23 protein-coding genes are annotated in these 20,224 nt (G+C 64.5%); 12 read left to right on the top strand and 11 right to left on the bottom strand.

All coding sequences use genetic code 11. The features are described from left to right. The first annotated feature begins 72 nt into the window (after positions 1 to 72). From trpB to R3D65_RS07955, 5 genes are all read left to right on the top strand, one after another. A complete protein-coding gene (gene trpB / locus R3D65_RS07935; protein WP_371274676.1) occupies positions 73 to 1,293 on the top strand; it encodes a tryptophan synthase subunit beta in 1,221 nt (406 codons plus the stop codon). A 1-nt stretch (position 1,294) separates the two neighbouring features. Continuing rightward, positions 1,295 to 2,134 (top strand): tryptophan synthase subunit alpha, encoded by an 840-nt coding sequence (gene trpA / locus R3D65_RS07940; protein ID WP_371274677.1) that lies wholly within the window; start codon positions 1,295 to 1,297, stop codon positions 2,132 to 2,134. Positions 2,135 to 2,195: 61 nt separating this feature from the next. Then, positions 2,196 to 3,131 (top strand): acetyl-CoA carboxylase, carboxyltransferase subunit beta, encoded by a 936-nt coding sequence (accD, locus tag R3D65_RS07945; protein WP_371274678.1) that lies wholly within the window; start codon positions 2,196 to 2,198, stop codon positions 3,129 to 3,131. Between the two features lie 67 nt (positions 3,132 to 3,198). Further along, complete coding sequence (locus tag R3D65_RS07950; RefSeq protein ID WP_371274679.1) at positions 3,199 to 4,542, top strand: folylpolyglutamate synthase/dihydrofolate synthase family protein; 1,344 nt, start codon at positions 3,199 to 3,201, stop codon at positions 4,540 to 4,542. A 5-nt stretch (positions 4,543 to 4,547) separates the two neighbouring features. Then, positions 4,548 to 5,057 (top strand): GrpB family protein, encoded by a 510-nt coding sequence (locus tag R3D65_RS07955; protein ID WP_371274680.1) that lies wholly within the window; start codon positions 4,548 to 4,550, stop codon positions 5,055 to 5,057. Positions 5,058 to 5,060: 3 nt separating this feature from the next. Here the strand turns inward: R3D65_RS07955 and R3D65_RS07960 are convergent, their stop codons facing one another. From R3D65_RS07960 to R3D65_RS07980, 5 genes are all read right to left on the bottom strand, one after another. Next, the gene (locus R3D65_RS07960) at positions 5,061 to 5,711 is read right to left on the bottom strand and encodes a phosphoribosylanthranilate isomerase (protein ID WP_371274681.1); all 651 of its coding nucleotides are present in this window, start codon (positions 5,709 to 5,711) and stop codon (positions 5,061 to 5,063) included. A 16-nt stretch (positions 5,712 to 5,727) separates the two neighbouring features. Next, positions 5,728 to 5,895, bottom strand: coding sequence for a hypothetical protein (locus R3D65_RS07965; RefSeq protein WP_371274682.1), 168 nt, complete (start codon positions 5,893 to 5,895; stop codon positions 5,728 to 5,730). Next, entirely contained in the window at positions 5,895 to 6,662 is a 768-nt protein-coding gene (locus tag R3D65_RS07970; RefSeq protein WP_371274683.1) for a M48 family metallopeptidase, read from the bottom strand. The genes R3D65_RS07965 and R3D65_RS07970 overlap by 1 nt, the downstream gene beginning before the upstream one ends. Positions 6,663 to 6,774: 112 nt before the next feature. Further along, entirely contained in the window at positions 6,775 to 7,221 is a 447-nt protein-coding gene (locus R3D65_RS07975; RefSeq protein ID WP_371274684.1) for a DUF2852 domain-containing protein, read from the bottom strand. Between the two features lie 138 nt (positions 7,222 to 7,359). Next, positions 7,360 to 8,142, bottom strand: a complete 783-nt coding sequence (locus R3D65_RS07980) for an alpha/beta hydrolase (protein ID WP_371274685.1) — start codon at positions 8,140 to 8,142, stop codon at positions 7,360 to 7,362. Between the two features lie 171 nt (positions 8,143 to 8,313). On the opposite strand from R3D65_RS07980, the gene infC reads away from it, so the two are divergent. The 7 genes from infC (at position 8,314) to R3D65_RS08015 (ending at position 15,812) form a co-directional block, all read left to right on the top strand. After that, positions 8,314 to 8,850: a translation initiation factor IF-3 gene (infC, locus tag R3D65_RS07985; RefSeq protein ID WP_371275010.1), complete on the top strand. Its 537-nt coding sequence runs from the start codon at positions 8,314 to 8,316 to the stop codon at positions 8,848 to 8,850. A 268-nt stretch (positions 8,851 to 9,118) separates the two neighbouring features. Next, positions 9,119 to 9,328 (top strand): 50S ribosomal protein L35, encoded by a 210-nt coding sequence (gene rpmI / locus R3D65_RS07990; RefSeq protein WP_371274686.1) that lies wholly within the window; start codon positions 9,119 to 9,121, stop codon positions 9,326 to 9,328. A gap of 47 nt (positions 9,329 to 9,375) precedes the next feature. Continuing rightward, on the top strand, positions 9,376 to 9,777 hold the full coding sequence (gene rplT / locus R3D65_RS07995) for a 50S ribosomal protein L20 (protein WP_371274687.1): 402 nt from the start codon (positions 9,376 to 9,378) through the stop codon (positions 9,775 to 9,777). A 136-nt stretch (positions 9,778 to 9,913) separates the two neighbouring features. Beyond that, positions 9,914 to 10,999, top strand: a complete 1,086-nt coding sequence (gene pheS / locus R3D65_RS08000) for a phenylalanine--tRNA ligase subunit alpha (RefSeq protein ID WP_371274688.1) — start codon at positions 9,914 to 9,916, stop codon at positions 10,997 to 10,999. Between the two features lie 14 nt (positions 11,000 to 11,013). Continuing rightward, positions 11,014 to 13,431 (top strand): phenylalanine--tRNA ligase subunit beta, encoded by a 2,418-nt coding sequence (gene pheT / locus R3D65_RS08005; RefSeq protein ID WP_371274689.1) that lies wholly within the window; start codon positions 11,014 to 11,016, stop codon positions 13,429 to 13,431. A gap of 339 nt (positions 13,432 to 13,770) precedes the next feature. After that, positions 13,771 to 15,030: a polyhydroxyalkanoate depolymerase gene (locus R3D65_RS08010; protein ID WP_371275011.1), complete on the top strand. Its 1,260-nt coding sequence runs from the start codon at positions 13,771 to 13,773 to the stop codon at positions 15,028 to 15,030. A 173-nt stretch (positions 15,031 to 15,203) separates the two neighbouring features. Then, complete coding sequence (locus tag R3D65_RS08015) at positions 15,204 to 15,812, top strand: transglutaminase-like cysteine peptidase (protein WP_371274690.1); 609 nt, start codon at positions 15,204 to 15,206, stop codon at positions 15,810 to 15,812. A gap of 155 nt (positions 15,813 to 15,967) precedes the next feature. Here R3D65_RS08015 and ureG read toward each other — a convergent pair whose 3' ends face one another. From ureG to ureC, 6 genes are all read right to left on the bottom strand, one after another. After that, a complete protein-coding gene (ureG, locus tag R3D65_RS08020; protein ID WP_371274691.1) occupies positions 15,968 to 16,600 on the bottom strand; it encodes an urease accessory protein UreG in 633 nt (210 codons plus the stop codon). Further along, positions 16,597 to 17,247: an urease accessory protein UreF gene (locus R3D65_RS08025; RefSeq protein WP_371274692.1), complete on the bottom strand. Its 651-nt coding sequence runs from the start codon at positions 17,245 to 17,247 to the stop codon at positions 16,597 to 16,599. Before R3D65_RS08025 ends, ureG begins: the two co-directional genes overlap by 4 nt. Further along, positions 17,244 to 17,531 carry a YrhK family protein gene (locus tag R3D65_RS08030; RefSeq protein ID WP_371274693.1) on the bottom strand — a complete coding sequence of 96 codons (288 nt, stop codon included), beginning with the start codon at positions 17,529 to 17,531 and terminating at the stop codon, positions 17,244 to 17,246. Before R3D65_RS08030 ends, R3D65_RS08025 begins: the two co-directional genes overlap by 4 nt. 33 nt (positions 17,532 to 17,564) lie before the next feature. Beyond that, a complete protein-coding gene (locus tag R3D65_RS08035; protein WP_371274694.1) occupies positions 17,565 to 18,110 on the bottom strand; it encodes an urease accessory protein UreE in 546 nt (181 codons plus the stop codon). 24 nt (positions 18,111 to 18,134) lie between these two features. After that, entirely contained in the window at positions 18,135 to 18,431 is a 297-nt protein-coding gene (locus tag R3D65_RS08040) for a putative quinol monooxygenase (protein ID WP_371274695.1), read from the bottom strand. Positions 18,432 to 18,500: 69 nt separating this feature from the next. Then, positions 18,501 to 20,213: an urease subunit alpha gene (ureC, locus tag R3D65_RS08045; RefSeq protein WP_371274696.1), complete on the bottom strand. Its 1,713-nt coding sequence runs from the start codon at positions 20,211 to 20,213 to the stop codon at positions 18,501 to 18,503. Between the last annotated feature and the right edge of the window lie 11 nt (positions 20,214 to 20,224).

The raw sequence follows: 20,224 nt of genomic DNA on the forward strand, positions 1-20,224 counted from the left end.
CGTCGCCTGCCTGCATTGCCCCGCAATGCCGCATGGTTTATGGGAGGGCCGATCCAAGTCTGGGAGTATGCCTTGAACCAGTCAGCCAAACCCAATTCCTTCCGCACCGGACCCGACGAACAGGGCATGTTCGGCATTTTCGGGGGGCGTTTCGTCGCCGAGACGCTGATGCCGTTGATCCTTCACCTCGAAGAGGAGTGGGACAAGGCCAAGAACGACCCGGAATTCAGGGCAGAGCTGGAACATCTCAACACGCATTATACCGGGCGTCCCTCGCCGCTCTACTTCGCCGAGCGGCTGACGGAACATCTGGGCGGCGCGAAGATCTACTTCAAGCGCGACGAGCTGAACCATACCGGTTCCCACAAGATCAACAATTGCCTTGGCCAGATCCTGCTGGCCAAGCGCATGGGCAAGACCCGCATCATCGCCGAGACGGGCGCCGGCCAGCATGGCGTGGCCTCGGCCACCGTCGCGGCGCGCTTCGGTTTCCCCTGCGAGGTCTACATGGGCGCGACCGACGTGGAGCGCCAGGCGCCCAACGTCTTCCGCATGAAGCTGCTTGGCGCGAAGGTTCATCCCGTCACCGCGGGCCATGGCACGCTCAAGGACGCCATGAACGAGGCGCTGCGCGACTGGGTCACCAATGTCGAGGACACCTATTACCTGATCGGCACGGCCGCCGGGCCGCACCCCTATCCGGAACTGGTGCGCGAGTTCCAGTCGGTCATCGGCAAGGAAACGCGCGAGCAGATGCTGGCCGTCGAGGGCCGCCTGCCGGACATGCTGGTCGCTGCCGTGGGTGGCGGGTCCAACGCCATCGGCCTGTTCCATCCCTTCCTTGATGACGAGAGCGTGCAGATCGTCGGCGTGGAAGCCGGCGGCAAGGGTCTTCAGGGCGAGGAACATTGCGCCTCGCTGACTGCCGGATCGCCCGGCGTCCTGCACGGCAACCGCACCTACCTGCTGCAGGATGGCGACGGCCAGATCAAGGAAGGCCATTCCATTTCCGCCGGGCTGGACTATCCGGGCATCGGCCCGGAGCACTCCTGGCTTAAGGATTCCGGCCGCGTCCAATATGTGCCCGTCATGGACGCGGAAGCACTGGAAGCCTTCCAGCTTCTCACCCGGCTGGAGGGCATCATCCCTGCGCTGGAGCCGTCCCATGCGCTGGCCGAGGTGATCAAGCGCGCGCCCGCCATGGGCAAGGACCAGATCATCGTCATGAATCTCTGCGGCCGTGGCGACAAGGACGTCTTCACCGTCGGCAAAATGCTGGGACACGATCTCTGACATGACCACCCGTATCGACCGCAAGTTCGCTGCCCTCAAGCAGATCAACCGCCCCGCCCTGGTCACCTATTTCATGGGCGGCGATCCGGATTACGACAGTTCGCTGCGCGTGATGAAGGCCTTGCCCAAGGCCGGCGCCGACGTCATCGAGCTGGGCATGCCCTTTTCCGATCCGATGGCCGACGGCCCGGCGATCCAGATGGCCGGCCGCCGCGCGCTGGACAATGGCCAGACGCTCGTCAGGACCCTGCAGATGGCGCGCGAGTTCCGGCAGGAGGATGACGACACGCCGATCGTCATGATGGGCTACTACAACCCGATCTACATCTACGGCGTCGACCGTTTTCTGGCCGACGCGAAGGAAGCCGGCATCGACGGTCTGATCGTGGTCGACCTGCCGCCGGAAATGGATGACGAACTTTGCGTGCCGGCACTGAAGGCCGGGATCAATTTCATCCGCCTTGCCACGCCGACCACCGATGACAAGCGCCTGCCGGTTGTCCTCGCCAACACGTCCGGCTTCGTCTACTACGTTTCCATGACCGGCATCACCGGCTCCGCCCTGCCCGACACGAGCAAGGTTGCCGATGCGGTGCGCCGCATCAAGGGCCATACGGACCTGCCGGTCTGCGTCGGCTTCGGTGTGAAGACCTCCAGCCAGGCCAAGGCGATCGGCGCCTCCGCCGACGGTGTCGTCGTGGGCACGGCCGTGGTCAATGCCATCGCCAACGTGCTCGATGCGGACGGCAACGCGGTCGCCGACCCGGCCGAGGCCGTGGCCACGCTGGTGCGCGGCCTTGCCGACGGCATCGCAGAGGCGCGGCTTGCACAGGCTGGCTGAAGCGCCCACATTGGAATCCATCACAGGGAAGGCCGTGCGCCAGACGCGGCCTTGAGAACAGATGAACTGGATCACCAACTACGTCCGCCCCAAGATCAACTCCATGCTGGGCCGGCGCGACATGCCGGAAAATCTCTGGATCAAGTGTCCCGAGACCGGCGAGATGATCTTCCACAAGGAACTGGAGGAAAACCTCTGGGTCATCCCCACGTCCGGCTATCACATGAAGATGCCCGTCAGGGAGCGGCTGAAGCGCTTCTTCGACGAGGGCAAGTATGAGCTTCTGCCTGCGCCGAAGGTGCCGCAGGATCCGCTCAAATTCCGCGATGTGAAGCGGTACACGGACCGTCTGAAGGAAAGCCGCTCGAAGACCGGGCTCGACGATTCCATCGTCAACGCCACCGGCGAGATCGACGGGCTGCCCGTCGTCGTCACGGCGCATGACTTCTCCTTCATGGGCGGCTCGCTGGGCATGGCGGCCGGCGAGGCCATCATCGACGGCTTCCTCAAGGCGATCGAGCTGAACCGCCCGCTGGTGCTGTTTGCCGCTTCCGGCGGCGCGCGCATGCAGGAGGGCATCCTTTCCCTCATGCAATTGCCCCGCACGACCGTTGCGGTGGAGATGCTGAAAGAGGCGGGCCTTCCCTATATCGTCGTGCTGACCAATCCGACGACGGGCGGCGTATCCGCGTCCTATGCCATGCTCGGCGACATCCACATTGCCGAGCCGGGCGCGGTCATCGGCTTTGCCGGCAAGCGTGTCATCGAGCAGACCATTCGCGAGAAGCTGCCCGAGGGCTTCCAGACGGCGGAATACCTGCGTGACCATGGCATGGTCGACATGGTCGTGCCGCGCCAGGAACTGAAAGGCACCATCGCCAGGGTGCTGCGCATGCTGACCGGGCAGCCGGCGCTGGTCGATGAGGCCGCCCCGCCGCCGGACGTGCAGGACTCCGAGCCTGAAACACCGGCCGAAGAGGAAAAGGCGGACGCCTGATCGTCCGCAGCCATGCGATCACCGAACGGGCGGCCGGCAGGCGCCGCCCCCTGCATGTGGAAACCCGATGACGATCCGTCCCGCCGAAAGCCTTGCGCAAGTCGAGATCGAGCGGCTGTCCGCACTTCACCCGCAGGGATACAACCTGTCACTGGAGCGCGTGCGCGTGCTGCTGGAAAAGCTCGGCAACCCGCAGGACCGCCTGCCGCCGGTCATCCATGTCGCCGGCACGAACGGCAAGGGATCGGTGATAGCCTTCGCCCGCGCCATGCTGGAAGCCGCCGGCGCGTCCGTCCATGTCCATACATCGCCGCATCTTGTGCGCTGGCACGAGCGCTTTCGCCTCGGCAAGCCCGGCGGCGGCGAACTGGTGGAAGACGCGGTTCTGGCCGACGCCCTGAGGCGGGTCGGCGATGCCAATGGCGACGAGCCGGCCACCGTTTTCGAACTGACGACGGCCGCCGCCTTCCTGCTGTTTTCCGAGCATCCCGCCGATGTCTGCATTCTCGAAGTCGGCATGGGCGGCCGGTTCGACGCCACCAATGTCATTCGCGAACCCGCCGTATCCGTCATCACGCCCATCTCGCTCGATCACGAGGCCTGGCTTGGTGACAAGGTGGAACTGATCGCAGCCGAAAAGGCGGGCATCATCAAGCCCGAATGTCCGGTCGTGATCGGCTTTCAGGAAAACGACATGGCGCGCGCCGTGCTGGAGGAAACAGCACTGCGTCTCGAATGCGACTATATCGCCTACGGCCAGGATTTCTGGGCCTATGAGGAAAACGGACGCCTGGTCTACCAGGACAATGACGTCCTGTTCGATCTCACGCTGCCCGCCATGCCGGGCCGTTTCCAATTGGCCAACGCGGCCACGGCCATCGCCGCCGTGCGCATGGCCGGTTTCGATATCGGCCACCGTGCCGCGGACACGGCGATGGAGGCGGCCGAATGGCCGGCCCGCCTGCACCGGCTCATGTCCGGCGACCTGGTGGAGCAAGCGCCCGAAGGTTCGGAAGTGTGGCTCGATGGCGGGCACAATCCCGCCGGTGCGCTGGTTGTCGCGGAAGAACTGGCCGGGCGCGGCGAGCGCGACGACCGCCCGCTCTTTCTGATCGCCGGCATGCTGAAGACCAAGAACCATGCCGGTTTCTTCCGCGCCTTTCAGGGGCTGGCGCGCCATTGTTACTGTGTGCCGGTGCCCGGAAGCGATGATGGCGAAAGCCCGGAAGTGCTGGCCGCACGCGCCCGCGAGGCCGGACTCTCAGCCGAGCCGGTCAGCTCCGTTGCCAATGCGATCAACCTCATGCGCGAAACCTGGAGCGAGGACGAGCGTCCGCCGCGCATCCTGGTCTGCGGGTCGCTCTATCTGGCCGGCTCCGTTCTCGCCGAGAACGGCACACCGCCCACCTGACGGCAATGGAACGGTTTCACCTTCACGCCGACCCCGAGGCCGCGCGCGCCCTGGCCACCGCGCTCTTCCGGTCCGTCATGCCAGGTCTCGCCGCCATGCTTCCGCGATCGGCGGAAATCACCCATGTCGGCTCCACGGCCTGTCCCGGACTGGAAACCAGAGGCGATCTGGATATTCTGGTGCGTGTCCCGCCGGATCGCTTCCCCGAGGCGGAAGCCGCACTGGCGGGCGCCTTCGCGCGCAACACGGGCTCGATCCGCACCGGCGATTTCGCCGCCTTCGAAATGACCGGAACATCCATGCCCGTGGGCATCCAGTTGGCAGCCACGGGCGGCGCGTTCGACCATTTCCACCTGTTTGCCGCCGCGCTTTCGGCACATCCGGCGCTGGTCGACGGTTTCAACGAGATCAAGCGCCTGTTCGATGGTCAGGCCATGGCCGATTATCGCGCCGCCAAGGCGTTGTTCATCAATGCAGTCCTGGATGGCATAGCACGCGGCGAGATTCCCCTCTGACCCTCAGGCCCCGGCGTTACCCGCCGCTTGCAGGAAATTGGCGATGAGCGCCGTATCCTTGATGCCCGGCGCGCTTTCCACACCCGACGAGATGTCGAGTCCCGGCGGATGGGCGATTGCGATGGCGTCGGCCACATTGCCCGCATGGATGCCGCCGGCCAGCAGGTAATCGATGTCCGGGTCGAGACCGTTGAGCAGCGACCAGTCGAACGAAACCGCATTGCCGCCAGGCAATTGCGAACCCCTGGGCGGCTTGGCGTCGAACAGGAAACGGTCTGCCACGCCCTTGTAGGGTCCGATCTTTTCGAAATCGGCGGCCTCGGAAATGGCCAGCGCCTTCATCACGGGCAGGCCGAAACGGGCCTTGACCGCTGTCACCCGCTCCGGGCTTTCCTTGCCGTGCAATTGCAGCATGTCCGGCTTCATCACGGAGACGATCCTGTCCAGCGTGGCATCGTCGGCATCGACCGTGACGGCGACGGAACGGAGGCCCGCAGCCCCTGCCAGCGCGGCGAGTTTGCCCGCGGTTTCCGGGTCCGTATGGCGGGGACTTTTTTCGAAGAAGATGAAGCCGGCATGGCTGGCCCCGCCGGCAATCGCCGCGCGTACCGCCTCTTCCGTCTTCAGACCGCAGATCTTGATGTCCATGCGCACTCGCTTACCGCGTCGCTCAATCGGCTGCAAGCGGGCGGATCGGTGCTTCGCCCGGCAGATAGCCGTCTTCAGCCGGCACGGGCGCTTCGGGCGGCGGCGCGAGCGTCTGGCAGGCTGCGAGCAGGCCGAGGCACAGCGCAAGTGCCGGCAGGAGCGCCGGGAGAAGGGGCGGGAAAGAACGCATCACTTGAACCCGATGGCTTGCAGGGCCTGCCCGTTGCGCTTCAGCCAGGCCTTGGATTCGTCCATGCGCGGGCACAATGCCCCGCACAGTTTCCAGAAGCGCGCGCTGTGGTCCATGTGCTTCAGATGCGCGCATTCATGCGCCACGAGGTAGTCGATCACCGGGCGCGGTGCCATGGCGATTCGCCAGGAGAAGGACAGTCCGCCCGTGGAGGAACACGAGCCCCAGCGGCTCACCGTGTCCTTGTAGCGCACGGCGGTGACGCTGCGCCCGCCCGCTGCGGCTGCGTGTCTGGCGACCAGGGGTTCGATTTCGGCGCGCGCCAGCTTCTTCATGAAATCGGCCAGCCGGCGCTTCAGATGCGCCCTGTCTCCATGCACGATCAGCACCGGTTCCCCATCGAGCACGGTCTGCCGCACCGTCCCGCGCTTGCCCGGTTCGTGGATGATGCGATGTGGCACGCCAAGCACCGGCAGCTTGACGCCGGGCCTGAGATCCGGCCGGTCGGGCAGCGCCGCCAGCCGCGATTCCAGCCATCCGCGATGCCGGTCCAGGAAACGGTCGATGTCGCGCTGCGGGTGACCCGGCGGCACGGTGACACGCAGGCTTTGCCCGCCCGCGCCGATCCGCAGCGTCAGCCGCTTGGCCCGCGCGCTTTCCACGATCCGCAACGGCAATTCACGCCCCGCCACGCAATGCATGCGCTCGCGGGTGGACGCGGCGGGTGGTTTCGGTCGGGTCTTTCGGGTCAGGAAATCCGGCAGCATGGCCGTGAACCCTATCTGATTCCCGGCCTCGGTGAATCCGCTTTTCGCGCAAGAAAAAGGCCGGGCCCGGTGAAACGGGTCCGGCCACTGGCATCAGGGGCAGGGAGATGCGTTACGCGTCGGACGCGGGGAAGTCCGGAACGCTACCGGAGCGCTTCGCTTCGGAGGCCTTGGAAGCCTCGCGATCACGCATGAAGCGGTCGAATTCTTCCTTGTCCTTGGCGCGGCGCAGTTCGCGCATGTACATCTCGAACTCCTCGCGCATGGCGTCGAGCTTGCGGCGCTCCTCGGCCAGCCGCTCGATTTCTGCTTCCCGCCAGTCGTCGAAGGCGACATTGCCGGTACGGGCATGGCCGCGATGGCGGCCGCAGCCACGAAACTGGCGCGCCATGTCGTCGGTTGCGCGGTTCACGTCGCGCTTGAAGCCGTCCAGCCGGTCGCCCCAGATGATGTAGGCGAGCATGGCGAGGCCAAGAGGCCAGAAGACGACGAAGCCGAGGACCATCAGGCCGATCGTGGCCGGGGTCCAGGCAGGTCTGATCAATGCAGTTTGGGTCATGGTCAGCCATTCCTCTCGGTCGAAAGCGGCCAACAGCGACCGCCTGGAATCGAGATGGGAAGAGAAAAACGGCGATTCAAGCTCTGTAAAAAACGGAATCGTCAAAGCAATTGAAAATAAAAGTGAATATCGCCCTTTTCAGGTGCTGTTGCTTCGGCTGTGCTCGACCATGGTGGCGGCTGCGCGTGTCAGCAGGTCCAGATCTTGCAGCCGCGAAAGGCGGTGATCGCCGCCCCTGACGAGCGTCAGCGTCACGTCGTCGGCGGGCAGGTGTTCCACCAGTTTCAGGGCATGGGCATGGGGCACATCCGGGTCGTCGAGGCCCTGGATGATGTGGACCGGGCACCAGGTGTCGAGCGGGCCGGTCAGGACCCGGTTGACCTCGCCATCCTCGAACAGGGCGCGGGTGAAGACATAGGGCTCATCGTCATAGGCCGATGGCACGGTGAAGAAGCCGTCATGGTCCAGCGCGGCCTTGTGTTCGTCGGTCAGCCGCGGGGCATGCAGGTCGCTGGTGAAATCCGGTGCCGGGGCGATCAGAACAAGGCCGGCGATCCGCCCCTTTTCCCCGCGACGGGCCAGTTCCTGCACCATGCGCAGCGCGATCCATGCGCCCATGGAAGAGCCGAAGAGAATTTGCGGACCCTGTGAATGCGCCTCGAACACCGCCAGGGATTCGTTCAGCCAGCGCGAAATCGTGCCGTCGGTGAACGCCCCGCCGGACTCCCCGTGCCCGGAATAGTCGTGGCGCAGGAAGGCCAGCCCGCTCGCGCACGCGAAGGCGGCGAGCGCATCGGCCTTCGTGCCGCGCATGGTTGACCTGAAGCCGCCGAGCCAGACAAGCCCCGGTGCCGCGCCGGGGATGCGCCGAAAGGCGATGGAATTGCCATCGACGATGATCCGGCCGTCCTGTTCCGTCATGATCTGCACCTTTTTCCCGGTTTCCTGCCTGTTTGCAACGCAGCAGGTGATTCATGCAACAATCTGTGCTATTGACTTTGCAGCGCGGCTGGAAAAAGTGCCGCACGAATGCCGGGAACAAGCGGCCCGGCAGCGAATTACATTGGCGAAACAGTTGAGGAGACCACGACCATTCGCAGACCGTTCAGAGCGCCGCCTCCTGTCAAGGAAGGCCCGCGCGCCAACCAGGAAATCCGTGTCCCCCGTGTCCAGCTCATCGGTGAGGACGGAAGCAATCTCGGGGATGTTTCGATTCAGGAGGCGCTCTCGCGCGCCGAGGATGCCGGGCTCGACCTTGTCGAGATCTCGCCGAACGCCTCTCCGCCCGTATGCAAGATCCTCGATCTCGGCAAGCTGAAATACGAGAAGCAGAAGAAGGCCGCCGAGGCGCGCAAGAAGCAGAAGACCATCGAGATCAAGGAGATCAAGATGCGTCCCAACATCGACACCCACGACTACGAGGTGAAGATGAAGGCCGTGCGGCGCTTTTTCGAGGACGGCGACAAGGTCAAGGTCACGCTGCGCTTCCGCGGCCGCGAGATGGCGCACCAGGAACTGGGCATGCAGCTTCTGAACAAGGTGCGCGCCGAGGTCGAGGAAATCGCCAAGGTCGAGGCCGAGCCGAAGCTGGAAGGCCGCCAGATGATGATGGTCCTGGCGCCGCGCTGAGCGCGCGCACTGGTTCTTCGGGTTTGAGCCGGCGCCCCTACGGACGCCGGTTCTGTTTTTGGCGCCGGGCTGTTTTGCGGGCAGCGAAAGCCACCCGATTCGGCGCTGCGGGGCTTGCACATTGCCGGTCCATCCTGTAATGACGCGCCGTTCGAAGCCGCCCGGCAGGGCATGCCGTGGCGGTTTTCATGCTGTTTTTCCGCTCTGGTCTGCGGAAAGACGAAAAAAGAGCGGCTCTTCGGGGCCGGCAAAAGGAGAGTAGAGCAAAATGCCCAAGATGAAGACCAAATCGGCCGCCAAGAAGCGGTTCAAGATCACCGGCACCGGCAAGGTGAAAGTGGCAGCCGCCGGCAAGCGCCACGGCATGATCAAGCGTTCCAACAAGTTCATCCGCGATGCACGCGGCATGATGGTCCTTCCCGAGGCGGACGCCAGGAAGGTCATCAAGAACTACCTGCCCAATGGCGGCGGCCTCTGAGCCCCGGCCCCGGCAAACGCTTCAGCTGATATTCAGGAGATCATGACATGGCACGTGTAAAACGCGGCGTTACCGCCCACGCCAAGCACAAGAAGGTTATGAAGGCCGCCAAGGGCTTTTATGGCCGTCGCAAGAATACCATCCGCATCGCCAAGCAGGCCGTCGAGAAATCGATGCAGTATGCGACGCGCGACCGGAAGGCCCGCAAGCGCAATTTCCGTGCGCTGTGGATCCAGCGCATCAACGCCGCCGTCCGCGAGCATGGCCTGACCTACGGCCGCTTCATCGACGGTCTGAACAAGGCCGGCATCGAGGTTGACCGCAAGGTTCTCTCCGACCTCGCCATCCACGAGCCGCAGGCATTCGCCGCGCTGGTGGGCCAGGCGAAGTCCGCCCTTGAATATCTCAAGGACAAGACCCCGAACGAGTTTGAGAGCGCGGTTTCCTGACCAGCGCTTTCCCAAGCTTGACATCGTGAATTTGGGAAACCCGCGCTGGCTGGGCTGGCGCGGGTTTTTCTTGTTCAAACCGCAGCAAACAGGCGCTACAAGCGCCGCCGGACAACGGATACATGGGCGACCAGCAATGAGCGACCTCGACACGCTTGAAACCTCCATCATGGCCGACATTGCCGCGGCTTCCGACGAGCAGGCCATCGAGGCCGTGCGCGTCGGGGCGATCGGCAAGAAGGGCTCGGTATCGGAACTGCTCAAGACGCTGGGCAGGATGACGCCGTACGAGCGCAAGGAAATGGGACCGAGGATCAACGGCCTGCGCGACCGGGTCGCCGAGGCGCTGGCCTCCCGCCGGCAGGAACTGCGTGACGCGGCCATCGACGCGCGCCTGGCGCGCGAGACGGTGGATGTCACCCTTCCTGTCCATGGCGCACCGGTGGAGCGTGGCCGCATCCATCCCATTTCGCAGGTCATCGACGAGATCGCCGCCATTTTCGGCGATCTGGGCTTTTCCATCGCCGAAGGGCCGGACATCGAGACCGACTATTACAATTTCACGGCACTGAACTTTCCCGAAGGCCACCCGGCCCGCGAGATGCACGACACCTTCTTCTTCCAGCCGGGCGCCGACGGCGAGCGGAAGCTGCTGCGCACCCACACCTCGCCGGTCCAGATCCGAACGATGGAAACCCAGAAGCCGCCGATCCGCATCGTCATCCCCGGCAAGACCTATCGCTGCGATTCCGATGCCACCCATTCGCCCATGTTCCACCAGCTCGAAGGCCTCGTCATCGACAGGACCGCAAACGTGGCCAACATGAAGTGGGTGCTTGAGGAGTTCTGCAAGGCCTTCTTCGAAGTGCCCAGCTTGAACATGCGCTTCCGCCCGTCCTTCTTCCCGTTCACCGAACCGAGCCTGGAGGTTGATATCCAGTGCGACCGCTCGCGTCCCGGCGAGGTGCTGTTCGGCCAGGGCTCCGACTGGATGGAGATTCTCGGCTGCGGCATGGTCCATCCCAACGTGCTGCGCATGGGCGGCCTCGATCCCGACGAATACCAGGGCTTTGCCTGGGGCATGGGGATCGACCGCATCGCCATGCTGAAATACGGCATGCCGGATCTGCGCGCCTTTTTCGACGCCGATGTGCGCTGGCTCAACCATTACGGCTTCCGCCCGCTCGACATGCCGACCCTGTTCGGCGGCCTGAGCGCATAAGGAGGAACGGGATCATGAAATTCACACTGTCCTGGCTCAAGGACCACCTTGAAACCGAAGCCACACTCGACGAGATCGTCGAAAGGCTCACCATGATTGGCCTCGAGGTCGAGAGCGTCGATGACAAGGCGGCCTTCAGGCCCTTCGTGATCGCCCGTGTCCTCACCGCCGAGCGCCATCCCGATGCCGACAAGCTTCAGGTGCTTTCCGTCGATGGCGGACCGGACGTGAATGGCGGCAAGCCGCTCCAGGTCGTCTGTGGCGCGCCCAATGCCCGCGCCGGGCTCGTCGGTGCGCTGGCCCTGCCAGGCACCTATGTGCCGGGCATCGACGTGACACTTGGCGTCGGCAAGATCCGCGGCGTCGAATCCCACGGCATGATGTGTTCGGAACGCGAGCTGGAACTGTCCGACGAGCACTCGGGCATCATCGACCTGCCGGAGGATGCGCCGGTCGGCACCTCGTTCGCCGCCTATGCAGGCCTTGACGATCCGGTCATCGAGATCGGCCTGACGCCCAACCGCCCGGATTGCACCGGCGTGCACGGCATCGCCCGCGATCTCGCCGCCGCTGGCCTCGGCCGCCTGAAGGCGGCGGCGATCATGCCTGTCGCAGGCCAGGGAGAATGCCCGGTCAAGGTGACGATCGAGGCACCGGACCTGTGCCCCGGCTTCGCCTTGCGCATGGTCAGGGGCGTGAAGAACGGGCCGTCGCCGAAATGGATGCAGCAGCGCCTCATGGCCATCGGCCTGCGGCCGATCAACGCGCTGGTCGACATCACCAACTACGTCACCTTCGACCGCGGACGCCCGCTGCACGTGTTCGATGCCGCCAAGGTGAAGGGCAACCTGGTCGTGCGCCGCGCCCGCGATGGCGAAACCGTGCTGGCGCTGGACGAACGCACGTACAAGCTGGGCCCGGACAATTGCATCATCGCCGATGACAACGGCGTCGAATCCATCGCCGGCGTGATGGGTGGCGAACATTCCGGCTGCGACGAAAGCACCACCGACGTGCTGATCGAATCGGCGCTCTGGGAACCGATGAACATCGCCCGCACCGGCCGCGACCTCGGCATCATCACCGATGCCCGCTACCGGTTCGAGCGTGGTGTCGACCCTGAATTCATGGTGCCGGGCGCCGAACTGGCCACCCATCTGGTCATGGACCTGTGCGGCGGCACGCCAAGCGAACTGGTCGTCGAGGGTTACAGGGCGCCCGAGCGCAAGACCGTCACCTTCCCGGTTTCCGAAGTGAAGCGCCTGACGGGCATTGCCGTGGACGCAACCGAGGCGCTCGGCATCCTCGAACGTTTGGGTTTCGAGCCGAACGGGACCGCCGAGGTTGTGGATGTGGCCGTGCCGACCTGGCGCCCCGATGTGGACGGCAAGGCGGATCTCGTCGAGGAGGTCATGCGCATCCATGGTGTCAACAACATCGTTCCGGTGCCGCTGGAGGGCGAGGAATCGGTTGCCGGCCGCATCCTGACCCCGTTGCAGTTGCGCACCCGCTCCGCCCGCCGGGCGCTGGCCGCCCGTGGCATGATGGAGGCCGTCAACTGGTCCTTCATTCCGGCTGAACATGCCGCCTTGTTCGGCGGTGGCGGCGAGGCGCTGAAGCTGGCAAACCCGATTGCCGCCGACATGTCGGACATGCGCCCCTCGCTGCTGCCGGGCCTGCTGACTGCGGCGCAGCGCAATGCCCAGCGCGGTTTTGCCGATGTGGCCCTGTTTGAAGTGTCGGGCCTCTACCAGGGCGATACGCCCGAAGGCCAGCGCCGTGCCGCCTCGGGCGTGCGCCGCGGCACCGCGCACATGAGCCATGAGGGCCGCCATTGGTCCGGCAATGCCGCGCCGGTCGGCTGGGCCGATGCCAAGGCCGATGCGTTGGCCGCGCTCGAGGCCGCCGGTGCGCCTGTCGCCAACCTCCAGATCGCCCGCGGCGCGCCGGACTGGTTCCACCCCGGCCGCTCCGGTGTCATCCGCCTCGGCCCGAAAATGGTCTTCGGCTGGTTCGGCGAATTCCACCCCAGGGTGCTGGAAGCCCTCGACGTCTCCGGTCCGGTCTGCGGCTTCGAGGTCTTCCTCGACACGATTCCCGAACCCAAGGCCAAGGCCACCCGTACCAAGCCGCGCCTCGACCTTTCGAGCTTCCAGGCGGTCACCCGCGACTTCGCCTTCGTGGTTGACAGGACAGTTGCGGCCGGTGACATCACCCGCGCCGCGGCGGCCGCCGACAAGAAACTGATCGCCGGCGTGACCGTCTTCGACCTGTTCGAGGGTGCCTCCATCGGCGAGGACAGGAAGTCGGTGGCCATTGCCGTCACCATCCAGCCGACCGACAAGACCCTGACCGACGAGGATTTCGAGAAGCTTTCGGCGGCCATCGTCGCCAATGTCGCCAAGCAGACCGGTGGCGTCCTGCGCCGCTGATTCCTGTGCAGGAACGGATCGGGGAAGGGCGGTCGGAATGGCCGCCCTTTTTGCTTTCCCTAGGGGAAAGACGCGCCACCGCCGGCGGGAAACCACCAGAAAAGCGGCGCAAAACATGAAAACGGAACTTTGATACCCCTGTTCAAGCATTATGATTGGTGCTCTAACAGTTGACCCGGGCAACTTGTTTCGCCGGGAGCCGAGTGGGGTTTGATGGCCTAATGTCCAATTGCCAGCCGGTACGGATCGTTTACATACTGCAGAGTATGTTCAGCTTTGATGCGGCGTGCGCGGGTCCGGCCGGCGGATCTCATATTCATGAAGGGATACGCACTTTTCATGTTCTACCATCTCTATGAAATGAACCACGCTGCCTTGCAGCCGTTCCGTGCCGTGGCGGATGCCGCCAAGCTTTTCTACTCCAATCCGTTGAATCCGTTGTCGCATTCCTCCTTCGGCCGGTCGATGGCCGCCTCGGCGGAACTGTTCGAACGCATGACGCGGCGTTATTCCAAGCCGCCTTTCGGCCTGCCGGAAACGGTTGTGGACGGCCAGGCGGTCCGGGTGACCGAGGAAGTCGTCTGGTCGAAACCTTTCTGCGACCTGCTGCATTTCAAGCGCGATCTGCCCAAGGGGCGCAAGGAGGATTCCAAGCTTCTCATCGTCGCGCCCATGTCCGGCCACTATGCCACGCTGCTGCGCGGCACGGTGGAAGCCATGATGCAGCACAACGACGTCTATATCACCGACTGGGCCGACGCGCGCATGGTGCCGCTGTCGGACGGCCGTTTCGATCTCGACGATTACATCGACTATGTCATCGAGATGCTGCATTACCTGGGCGAGGGCACGCATGTCATGGCGGTCTGCCAGCCCTCCGTCCCCGTCTTTGCCGCCGTATCGGTGATGGAGAAGCGCGGCGATCCGTTCGCGCCGGCCTCCATGATCCTGATGGGCGGTCCGATCGACACCACCCGTTCACCCACGGCGGTCAACGACCTGGCGCAGGAAAAGGGCATCCAGTGGTTCCGGGACAATGCGGTCATGACCGTGCCGTGGCCCCATCCCGGCTTCGGCCGCGACGTCTATCCCGGATTCCTGCAGCTTTCCGGCTTCATGAGCATGAACCTCGATCGCCACATCATCGCGCACAAGGATTTCTTCCTGCACCTCGTGAAGGATGACGGCGACAGCGCCGAGAAGCACCGTGATTTCTATGACGAATATCTTGCCGTCATGGACCTGACCGCGGAATTCTACCTCCAGACCGTGGAGACCGTGTTCATCGAGCACGCCATTCCCACCGGCACCATGCTGCACCGAGGGGAGGCCGTGGACCCGAAAGCCATTCGCAAGGTGGCGCTGATGACGGTCGAGGGCGAGAACGACGACATCACCGGCGGCGGCCAGACCGAAGCGGCCCATGCGCTGACACCCAACATTCCGGATGATCGCCGCCTGCACTACACGCAACCGAAGGTGGGCCACTACGGCGTGTTCAATGGGTCCCGTTTCCGCAAGGAAATCGTGCCGCGAATCACCGCCTTCATGGCGCGCGCGGAGGCTCCCGCGACGCCGAAGACCCGCAAATCCGCCTGATCGCGCACGTATTGCGAGTCGCGACTGTGGCCATCCCGCAATGGGATGGCCTTTTTTCGTGTCCGTGAACGACCGCTGTTTACCATATCCCCCAGCCGCAATTGACTCCGCCACGCTGCGCCCGTTAACAATTTGTTAAGAGTTCGGACGGGCAGACACGGGGTGGGCGCTTCATGACGGTACGGATCTCCGCACAGGCGGCGCTTGCCATGGCGGCCTGCCTGCTTTTGAGCACGGGCGGTGCGGGCAATGCCGCCGGCGCCAACATGATCACGGGCGGGCTGACCTCACAGCCCATAGGGCATTACGAGTTCTGCCGCGCCTATCCCTCCGAATGCTCCATCCGCAGCGCCGATGCCGGCCCGTCGCGCCTGACGACGCGACTCTGGAAACGCATCAACACCGTCAATGCTTCGGTCAACCGCGCGGTTGAGCCGATGAATGACTTCGACATCTACGGCAAGGACGAGGTCTGGACCTATCCCGGCGCCATGGGCGACTGCGAGGATTACGTCCTGGAAAAGCGCCGGGAACTGGCCCGCGCCGGCATTCCGCTTTCCAATCTCCTGATCACCGTCGTGCGCAAGCCGGACGGCGAGGGACATGCCGTGCTCACCGTGCGCACGGACAGGGGCGACTACATCCTCGACAACCTGTCGGATCACGTTCGTCTCTGGAGCGAGACCGGCTATCGTTTCCTCAAGCGCCAGTCGAGCACCGATACCGGGCGCTGGGTCTCGCTGCGCACCGGCGACAGTTCCGCCGTCGCCTCCGTTCGCTGATACCTCTCTTCGGTCGAAACGAAGAATCGGCTCGCTTGCCTTGCATGCTTCGTTGCGTCTGCCTGTGGGCAGGCAGTGGACAAGCTGTGGAAGGCTCTCGCGAACAGTGGGGACCGTTTGTGGACAGCTCAGCGGCCTCCTGCAAGGCGGGCCGGCTACTCCGCCGCCGGCTGACGCGCCAGTCCGCCGGTCGCCACCAGCCATTCGACGATCGCCTCGACGCCCTCACCATGCCGCAGATCGGTGAACAGGTATGGCCGTGCGCCCCGCGCCTTGCCGGCATCCGCCTCCATGCGCGAGAGGTCCGCGCCCACATGCGGCGCCAGATCCGCCTTGTTGATGAGCAGCAGGTCCGAGCGCGTGATCGCCGGCCCGCCCTTGCGCGGAATGTCCTCCCCCTGGCACACGGATATGACGTAGATCGACAGGTCGGCGAGGTCCGGCGAGAACGTGGCGGCCAGGTTGTCCCCGCCCGATTCGATGAAGATGATGTCGAGAGCCGGATGCCGCGCTGTCAGTTCCGCGATGGCGCGCAGGTTGATCGACGCGTCTTCGCGAATGGCGGTGTGCGGGCATCCGCCGGTTTCCACGCCGATCACCCGGTCTGAGGGCAGCGCCTGCATCCGCATCAGCGCCTCGGCATCCTCGCGCGTGTAGATGTCATTGGTCACGACACCGACAGACCATCGCTCGCGCATGGCCTTGCACAGCTTTTCGGTCAATGTCGTCTTGCCGGAGCCGACTGGCCCGCCAATGCCGACGCGAAGGGGTCCATGGGTGGAGGTCATGACAGGAACAGCCTCGGTTGCAGGGTTTCGTGGTTCATGGAAGCGATTTCGGCATTCAGCGCGAAGCTCCCGAGATCGTCGAGCGTGGCGCCGGCGGCTGCCTCGGCCACGGAATCGATGACCGGTTCGAGCACGGCCAGCAGGCGCGCCGCGCCATCCTGGCCGGTGACGGACAGTCGGATGGCGCATTGCAACTGGTTTGAAACCAGCGTGTTGAGATAGGCGGCAAGAGCTGGCCGCACCGGCACGGCACCCCTGCCGCAGGCAAGCCCCACGGCGATGGGAAGCGGCAAGCCGCGTGGCAGGATGTCCGCAAACCAGTGCGCCGCGGCCGCGAGGAAGGCTTCTCCCTGGTCCAGCGTCTCGCGATGCCGCTCCGCGGAACCGGCCAACGCCACGGCCAGATCGGCCAGCGGGCGCGGATCCTCGCCCCTTTGCTCAAAATGCCAGGCCTGCGCCATCACGATGGCATCGTTGCGCGCGGCGCCGTGGACGAGCTGTGCCTCGATCCAGGCTTCCAGCGAACCCGCTTTGGCGACGAGACCGTCGGCGACCGCCTGTTCGAGGCCGGCCGAATAGGCAAATCCGCCTGTGGGGAAAACCGGTGAAAGCCAGGACATGAGGCGGAGGAGGGCGGACTGGCTCATGGTTCGGCGGAAAACCGTCCGGCAATGTCGTCGACATCGCCCAGGGCCAGATAGTGCAACTCGCGCGCCAGCCGCAGCGTCGGTTTCAGCGCGAAACAGACCGAACCGACGAGAAAGCACCAGATCGCCGGCGTCTCCATGCTCTTGTAGAAGAACATCACCGAGCCGATGACGAACAGGAATGCGGCAAGGAAGTCCACCGTGGTGAAAGCGATCTCATAGGCCGCGTAAAGTGCCTTGTGACGGGGCGAAAGATTGCGGTTGCCAGGTGCAAAGAGTTTCAACAGTCCATCCCGCCGGCCGGGCCGGCGCCCTGTTCAGTCGTGATGGTGTTCATGGTCCTGCCTCTCATGTTGGTGACCATGCCCATGGTCGTGATGTTGTCCATGGTCGTGATGGCCGTGCCCGTGATCATGGTGATGCCCGGCATGGTCTCCGCCATAGGCCCCGCCTTCGGGGTCGAAGGGTGCCAGGACATCCCGGACCATGGCCCCGAGCCCCTCCAGCATGCCCCGGATCACATGGTCCTGGCGAATGAGAATCCGGTCCGCCTCGATTTGCGCCGCCAGATGGCGGTTGCCGATTTGCCACGCCAGCGCAAGCAGGTGGCGGGCGTCGCGTGCCGTCACCTCCATCAACGGCTCCGGTTCGGCCACGACCCGGATGATGCGGCCGTCCGACAGCACCAGCCCGTCGCCATGGCGCAGCAGGCGTGCCTGCGGCAGGTCGAGCAGGAAAGCAATGTCGCCCGTGTCACAGACCATGCGCATGCGCCGCCGGTGCCGCGCCGTTTCGTCCAGTGTCACCGTCCCGGCCGGGGCGCTGAAATCGCGTGTGATGGTGGTGCAGACAGGTTCGTTCACGGCCGCTTCCGTTGCTGGGGTGGATCAGAGCGTTTCGATGCGCTCGGGATGAATGACCTCGACCGTGCGGCTTTGCACGAGTGTGGCGGTCGCGTTGCGAAACACCTTCATGTGCGGCCGGTTGAAATGGGCTTCCAGGTCGTCACGGCTTTTCCATTGTTCCACGAAAACCACGCGGTTCGAATTGGTCACGCTGGTATTGAGATCGTAGACGACGCAACCCGGTTCCGCCCGCGTTGCCTCGATGCACGGCATGGCGGCCTCGCGAAAGGCATCGAACGATCCCGGTTTCAGCGTGATGGTTGCGATGACATGGATCATGACATTTCCTCCCGTGATGCGCTTGTACCGGCCCGAGGATAGCCCCGCATGGCCGCCGGATCGAGGGCTTCAGAACAGGAAATAGCGCTGTGCCATGGGCACGACGGTCGCCGGTTCGCAGGTCAGCAATTCGCCATTGGCCCGCACCTCGTAGGTTTCCGGGTCCACCTCCATTTCCGGGGTGAAGTCGTTCAGCACCATGGCCTTCTTGCCGATGCCGCCACGCGTGTTCTCCACCGCCAGCATCTGCTTGGCCGTGCCGAGCCGTTCGCGCAGCCCGCCATCGAGCGCGGCCCTGGAGACGAAGGTGACGGAGGAATTGGTCAGCGCCTTGCCATAGGCGCCGAACATGGGGCGCATGTGGACCGGCTGCGGCGTGGGAATGGAGGCGTTGGGGTCTCCCATGGGTGCTGCTGCGATGGAGCCGCCAATCAGCACCATGTCGGGCTTCACGCCGAAGAAGGCCGGGTTCCAGACCACGAGATCGGCCCGCTTGCCCACCTCCACCGAGCCGATCTCACGCGACAGGCCATGCGCGATGGCCGGATTGATCGTGTATTTGGCGATGTAGCGGCGCACCCGGAAATTGTCGTTGTCGCCGGTTTCCTCCTTCAATGCCCCGCGCTGGCGCTTCATCTTGTCGGCCGTCTGCCATGTGCGGATGATGACCTCGCCCACCCGCCCCATGGCCTGGCTGTCGGAGGAAATGATGGAGAAGGCGCCCATGTCATGCAGGATGTCTTCCGCCGCGATGGTTTCCTTGCGGATGCGGCTCTCGGCGAAGGCAATGTCCTCGGGAATCGATGCGTCGAGATGGTGGCAGACCATGAGCATGTCCAGATGCTCGGCAATCGTGTTCACCGTATAAGGGCGCGTCGGATTGGTCGATGAGGGAATGACATTCGTCTCGCCGACCACCTTGATGATGTCGGGCGCATGGCCGCCACCGGCTCCTTCCGTGTGGAAGGCATGAATCGTGCGGCCCTTGATGGCGTCGATGGTCGATTCCACGAAGCCGCTTTCGTTGAGCGTGTCGGTATGGATCATCACCTGCACGTCGTGTTCGTCCGCGACCGAAAGGCAGCAGTCGATGGCGGCTGGCGTCGTGCCCCAGTCCTCGTGCAGTTTCAGCGCCGCCGCGCCGCCGAGAATCATTTCCTCCAGCGCGCCGGGCAGGGAGGCATTGCCCTTTCCGGCAAAGGCGAGGTTCATCGGGAAAGCGTCCGCCGCCTCGATCATGCGCGCAATGTGCCACGGTCCCGGCGTGCAGGTGGTGGCCAGCGTGCCGTGGGCAGGGCCGGTGCCGCCGCCCAGCATGCAGGTCAGGCCGCTCATCAGCGCCTCCTCGATCTGCTGCGGACAGATGAAGTGGATATGCGCGTCGAAGCCGCCGGCCGTCAGGATCTTGCCTTCGCCCGCGATCGCCTCGGTACCTGGGCCGACAATGATGTCGACGCCGGGCTGCGTGTCGGGATTGCCCGCCTTGCCGATGGCGGCGATGCGCCCGTCCTTCAGCCCCACATCGGCCTTGATGATGCCGGTATGATCGACGATCAGCGCATTGGTGATGACCGTGTCGACGGCGCCGCCCGCGCGGGTGACCTGGCTCTGGCCCATGCCGTCGCGGATCACCTTGCCACCGCCGAACTTCACCTCCTCGCCATGGGTGGTGAGGTCGCGCTCGACCTCGATGAAAAGTTCGGTGTCGGCAAGGCGCACCTTGTCGCCGGTGGTCGGGCCGTACATGGCGGCATAGGCGGCACGCGGAATTCTGGCGGGCATGGTCTCTCTCC

Origin of the sequence: Zhengella sp., from assembly GCF_041397485.1 — a bacterium.
In the GTDB taxonomy this organism is placed as follows: Bacteria; Pseudomonadota; Alphaproteobacteria; order Rhizobiales; family Rhizobiaceae; genus Zhengella.

Bases quoted from the DNA above. Each gene is read 5' to 3' on its own strand.
- trpA (WP_371274677.1), top strand. From the start codon at position 1,295: ATGACCACCCGTATCGACCGCAAGTTCGCTGCCCTCAAGCAGATCAAC.
- accD (WP_371274678.1), top strand. From the start codon at position 2,196: ATGAACTGGATCACCAACTACGTCCGCCCCAAGATCAACTCCATGCTG.
- R3D65_RS07950 (WP_371274679.1), top strand. From the start codon at position 3,199: ATGACGATCCGTCCCGCCGAAAGCCTTGCGCAAGTCGAGATCGAGCGG.
- R3D65_RS07955 (WP_371274680.1), top strand. From the start codon at position 4,548: ATGGAACGGTTTCACCTTCACGCCGACCCCGAGGCCGCGCGCGCCCTG.
- R3D65_RS07965 (WP_371274682.1), bottom strand. From the start codon at position 5,895: ATGCGTTCTTTCCCGCCCCTTCTCCCGGCGCTCCTGCCGGCACTTGCG.
- R3D65_RS07970 (WP_371274683.1), bottom strand. From the start codon at position 6,662: ATGCTGCCGGATTTCCTGACCCGAAAGACCCGACCGAAACCACCCGCC.
- R3D65_RS07975 (WP_371274684.1), bottom strand. From the start codon at position 7,221: ATGACCCAAACTGCATTGATCAGACCTGCCTGGACCCCGGCCACGATC.
- R3D65_RS07980 (WP_371274685.1), bottom strand. From the start codon at position 8,142: ATGACGGAACAGGACGGCCGGATCATCGTCGATGGCAATTCCATCGCC.
- rpmI (WP_371274686.1), top strand. From the start codon at position 9,119: ATGCCCAAGATGAAGACCAAATCGGCCGCCAAGAAGCGGTTCAAGATC.
- rplT (WP_371274687.1), top strand. From the start codon at position 9,376: ATGGCACGTGTAAAACGCGGCGTTACCGCCCACGCCAAGCACAAGAAG.
- pheS (WP_371274688.1), top strand. From the start codon at position 9,914: ATGAGCGACCTCGACACGCTTGAAACCTCCATCATGGCCGACATTGCC.
- pheT (WP_371274689.1), top strand. From the start codon at position 11,014: ATGAAATTCACACTGTCCTGGCTCAAGGACCACCTTGAAACCGAAGCC.
- R3D65_RS08010 (WP_371275011.1), top strand. From the start codon at position 13,771: ATGTTCTACCATCTCTATGAAATGAACCACGCTGCCTTGCAGCCGTTC.
- R3D65_RS08015 (WP_371274690.1), top strand. From the start codon at position 15,204: ATGACGGTACGGATCTCCGCACAGGCGGCGCTTGCCATGGCGGCCTGC.
- ureG (WP_371274691.1), bottom strand. From the start codon at position 16,600: ATGACCTCCACCCATGGACCCCTTCGCGTCGGCATTGGCGGGCCAGTC.
- R3D65_RS08025 (WP_371274692.1), bottom strand. From the start codon at position 17,247: ATGAGCCAGTCCGCCCTCCTCCGCCTCATGTCCTGGCTTTCACCGGTT.
- R3D65_RS08040 (WP_371274695.1), bottom strand. From the start codon at position 18,431: ATGATCCATGTCATCGCAACCATCACGCTGAAACCGGGATCGTTCGAT.
- ureC (WP_371274696.1), bottom strand. From the start codon at position 20,213: ATGCCCGCCAGAATTCCGCGTGCCGCCTATGCCGCCATGTACGGCCCG.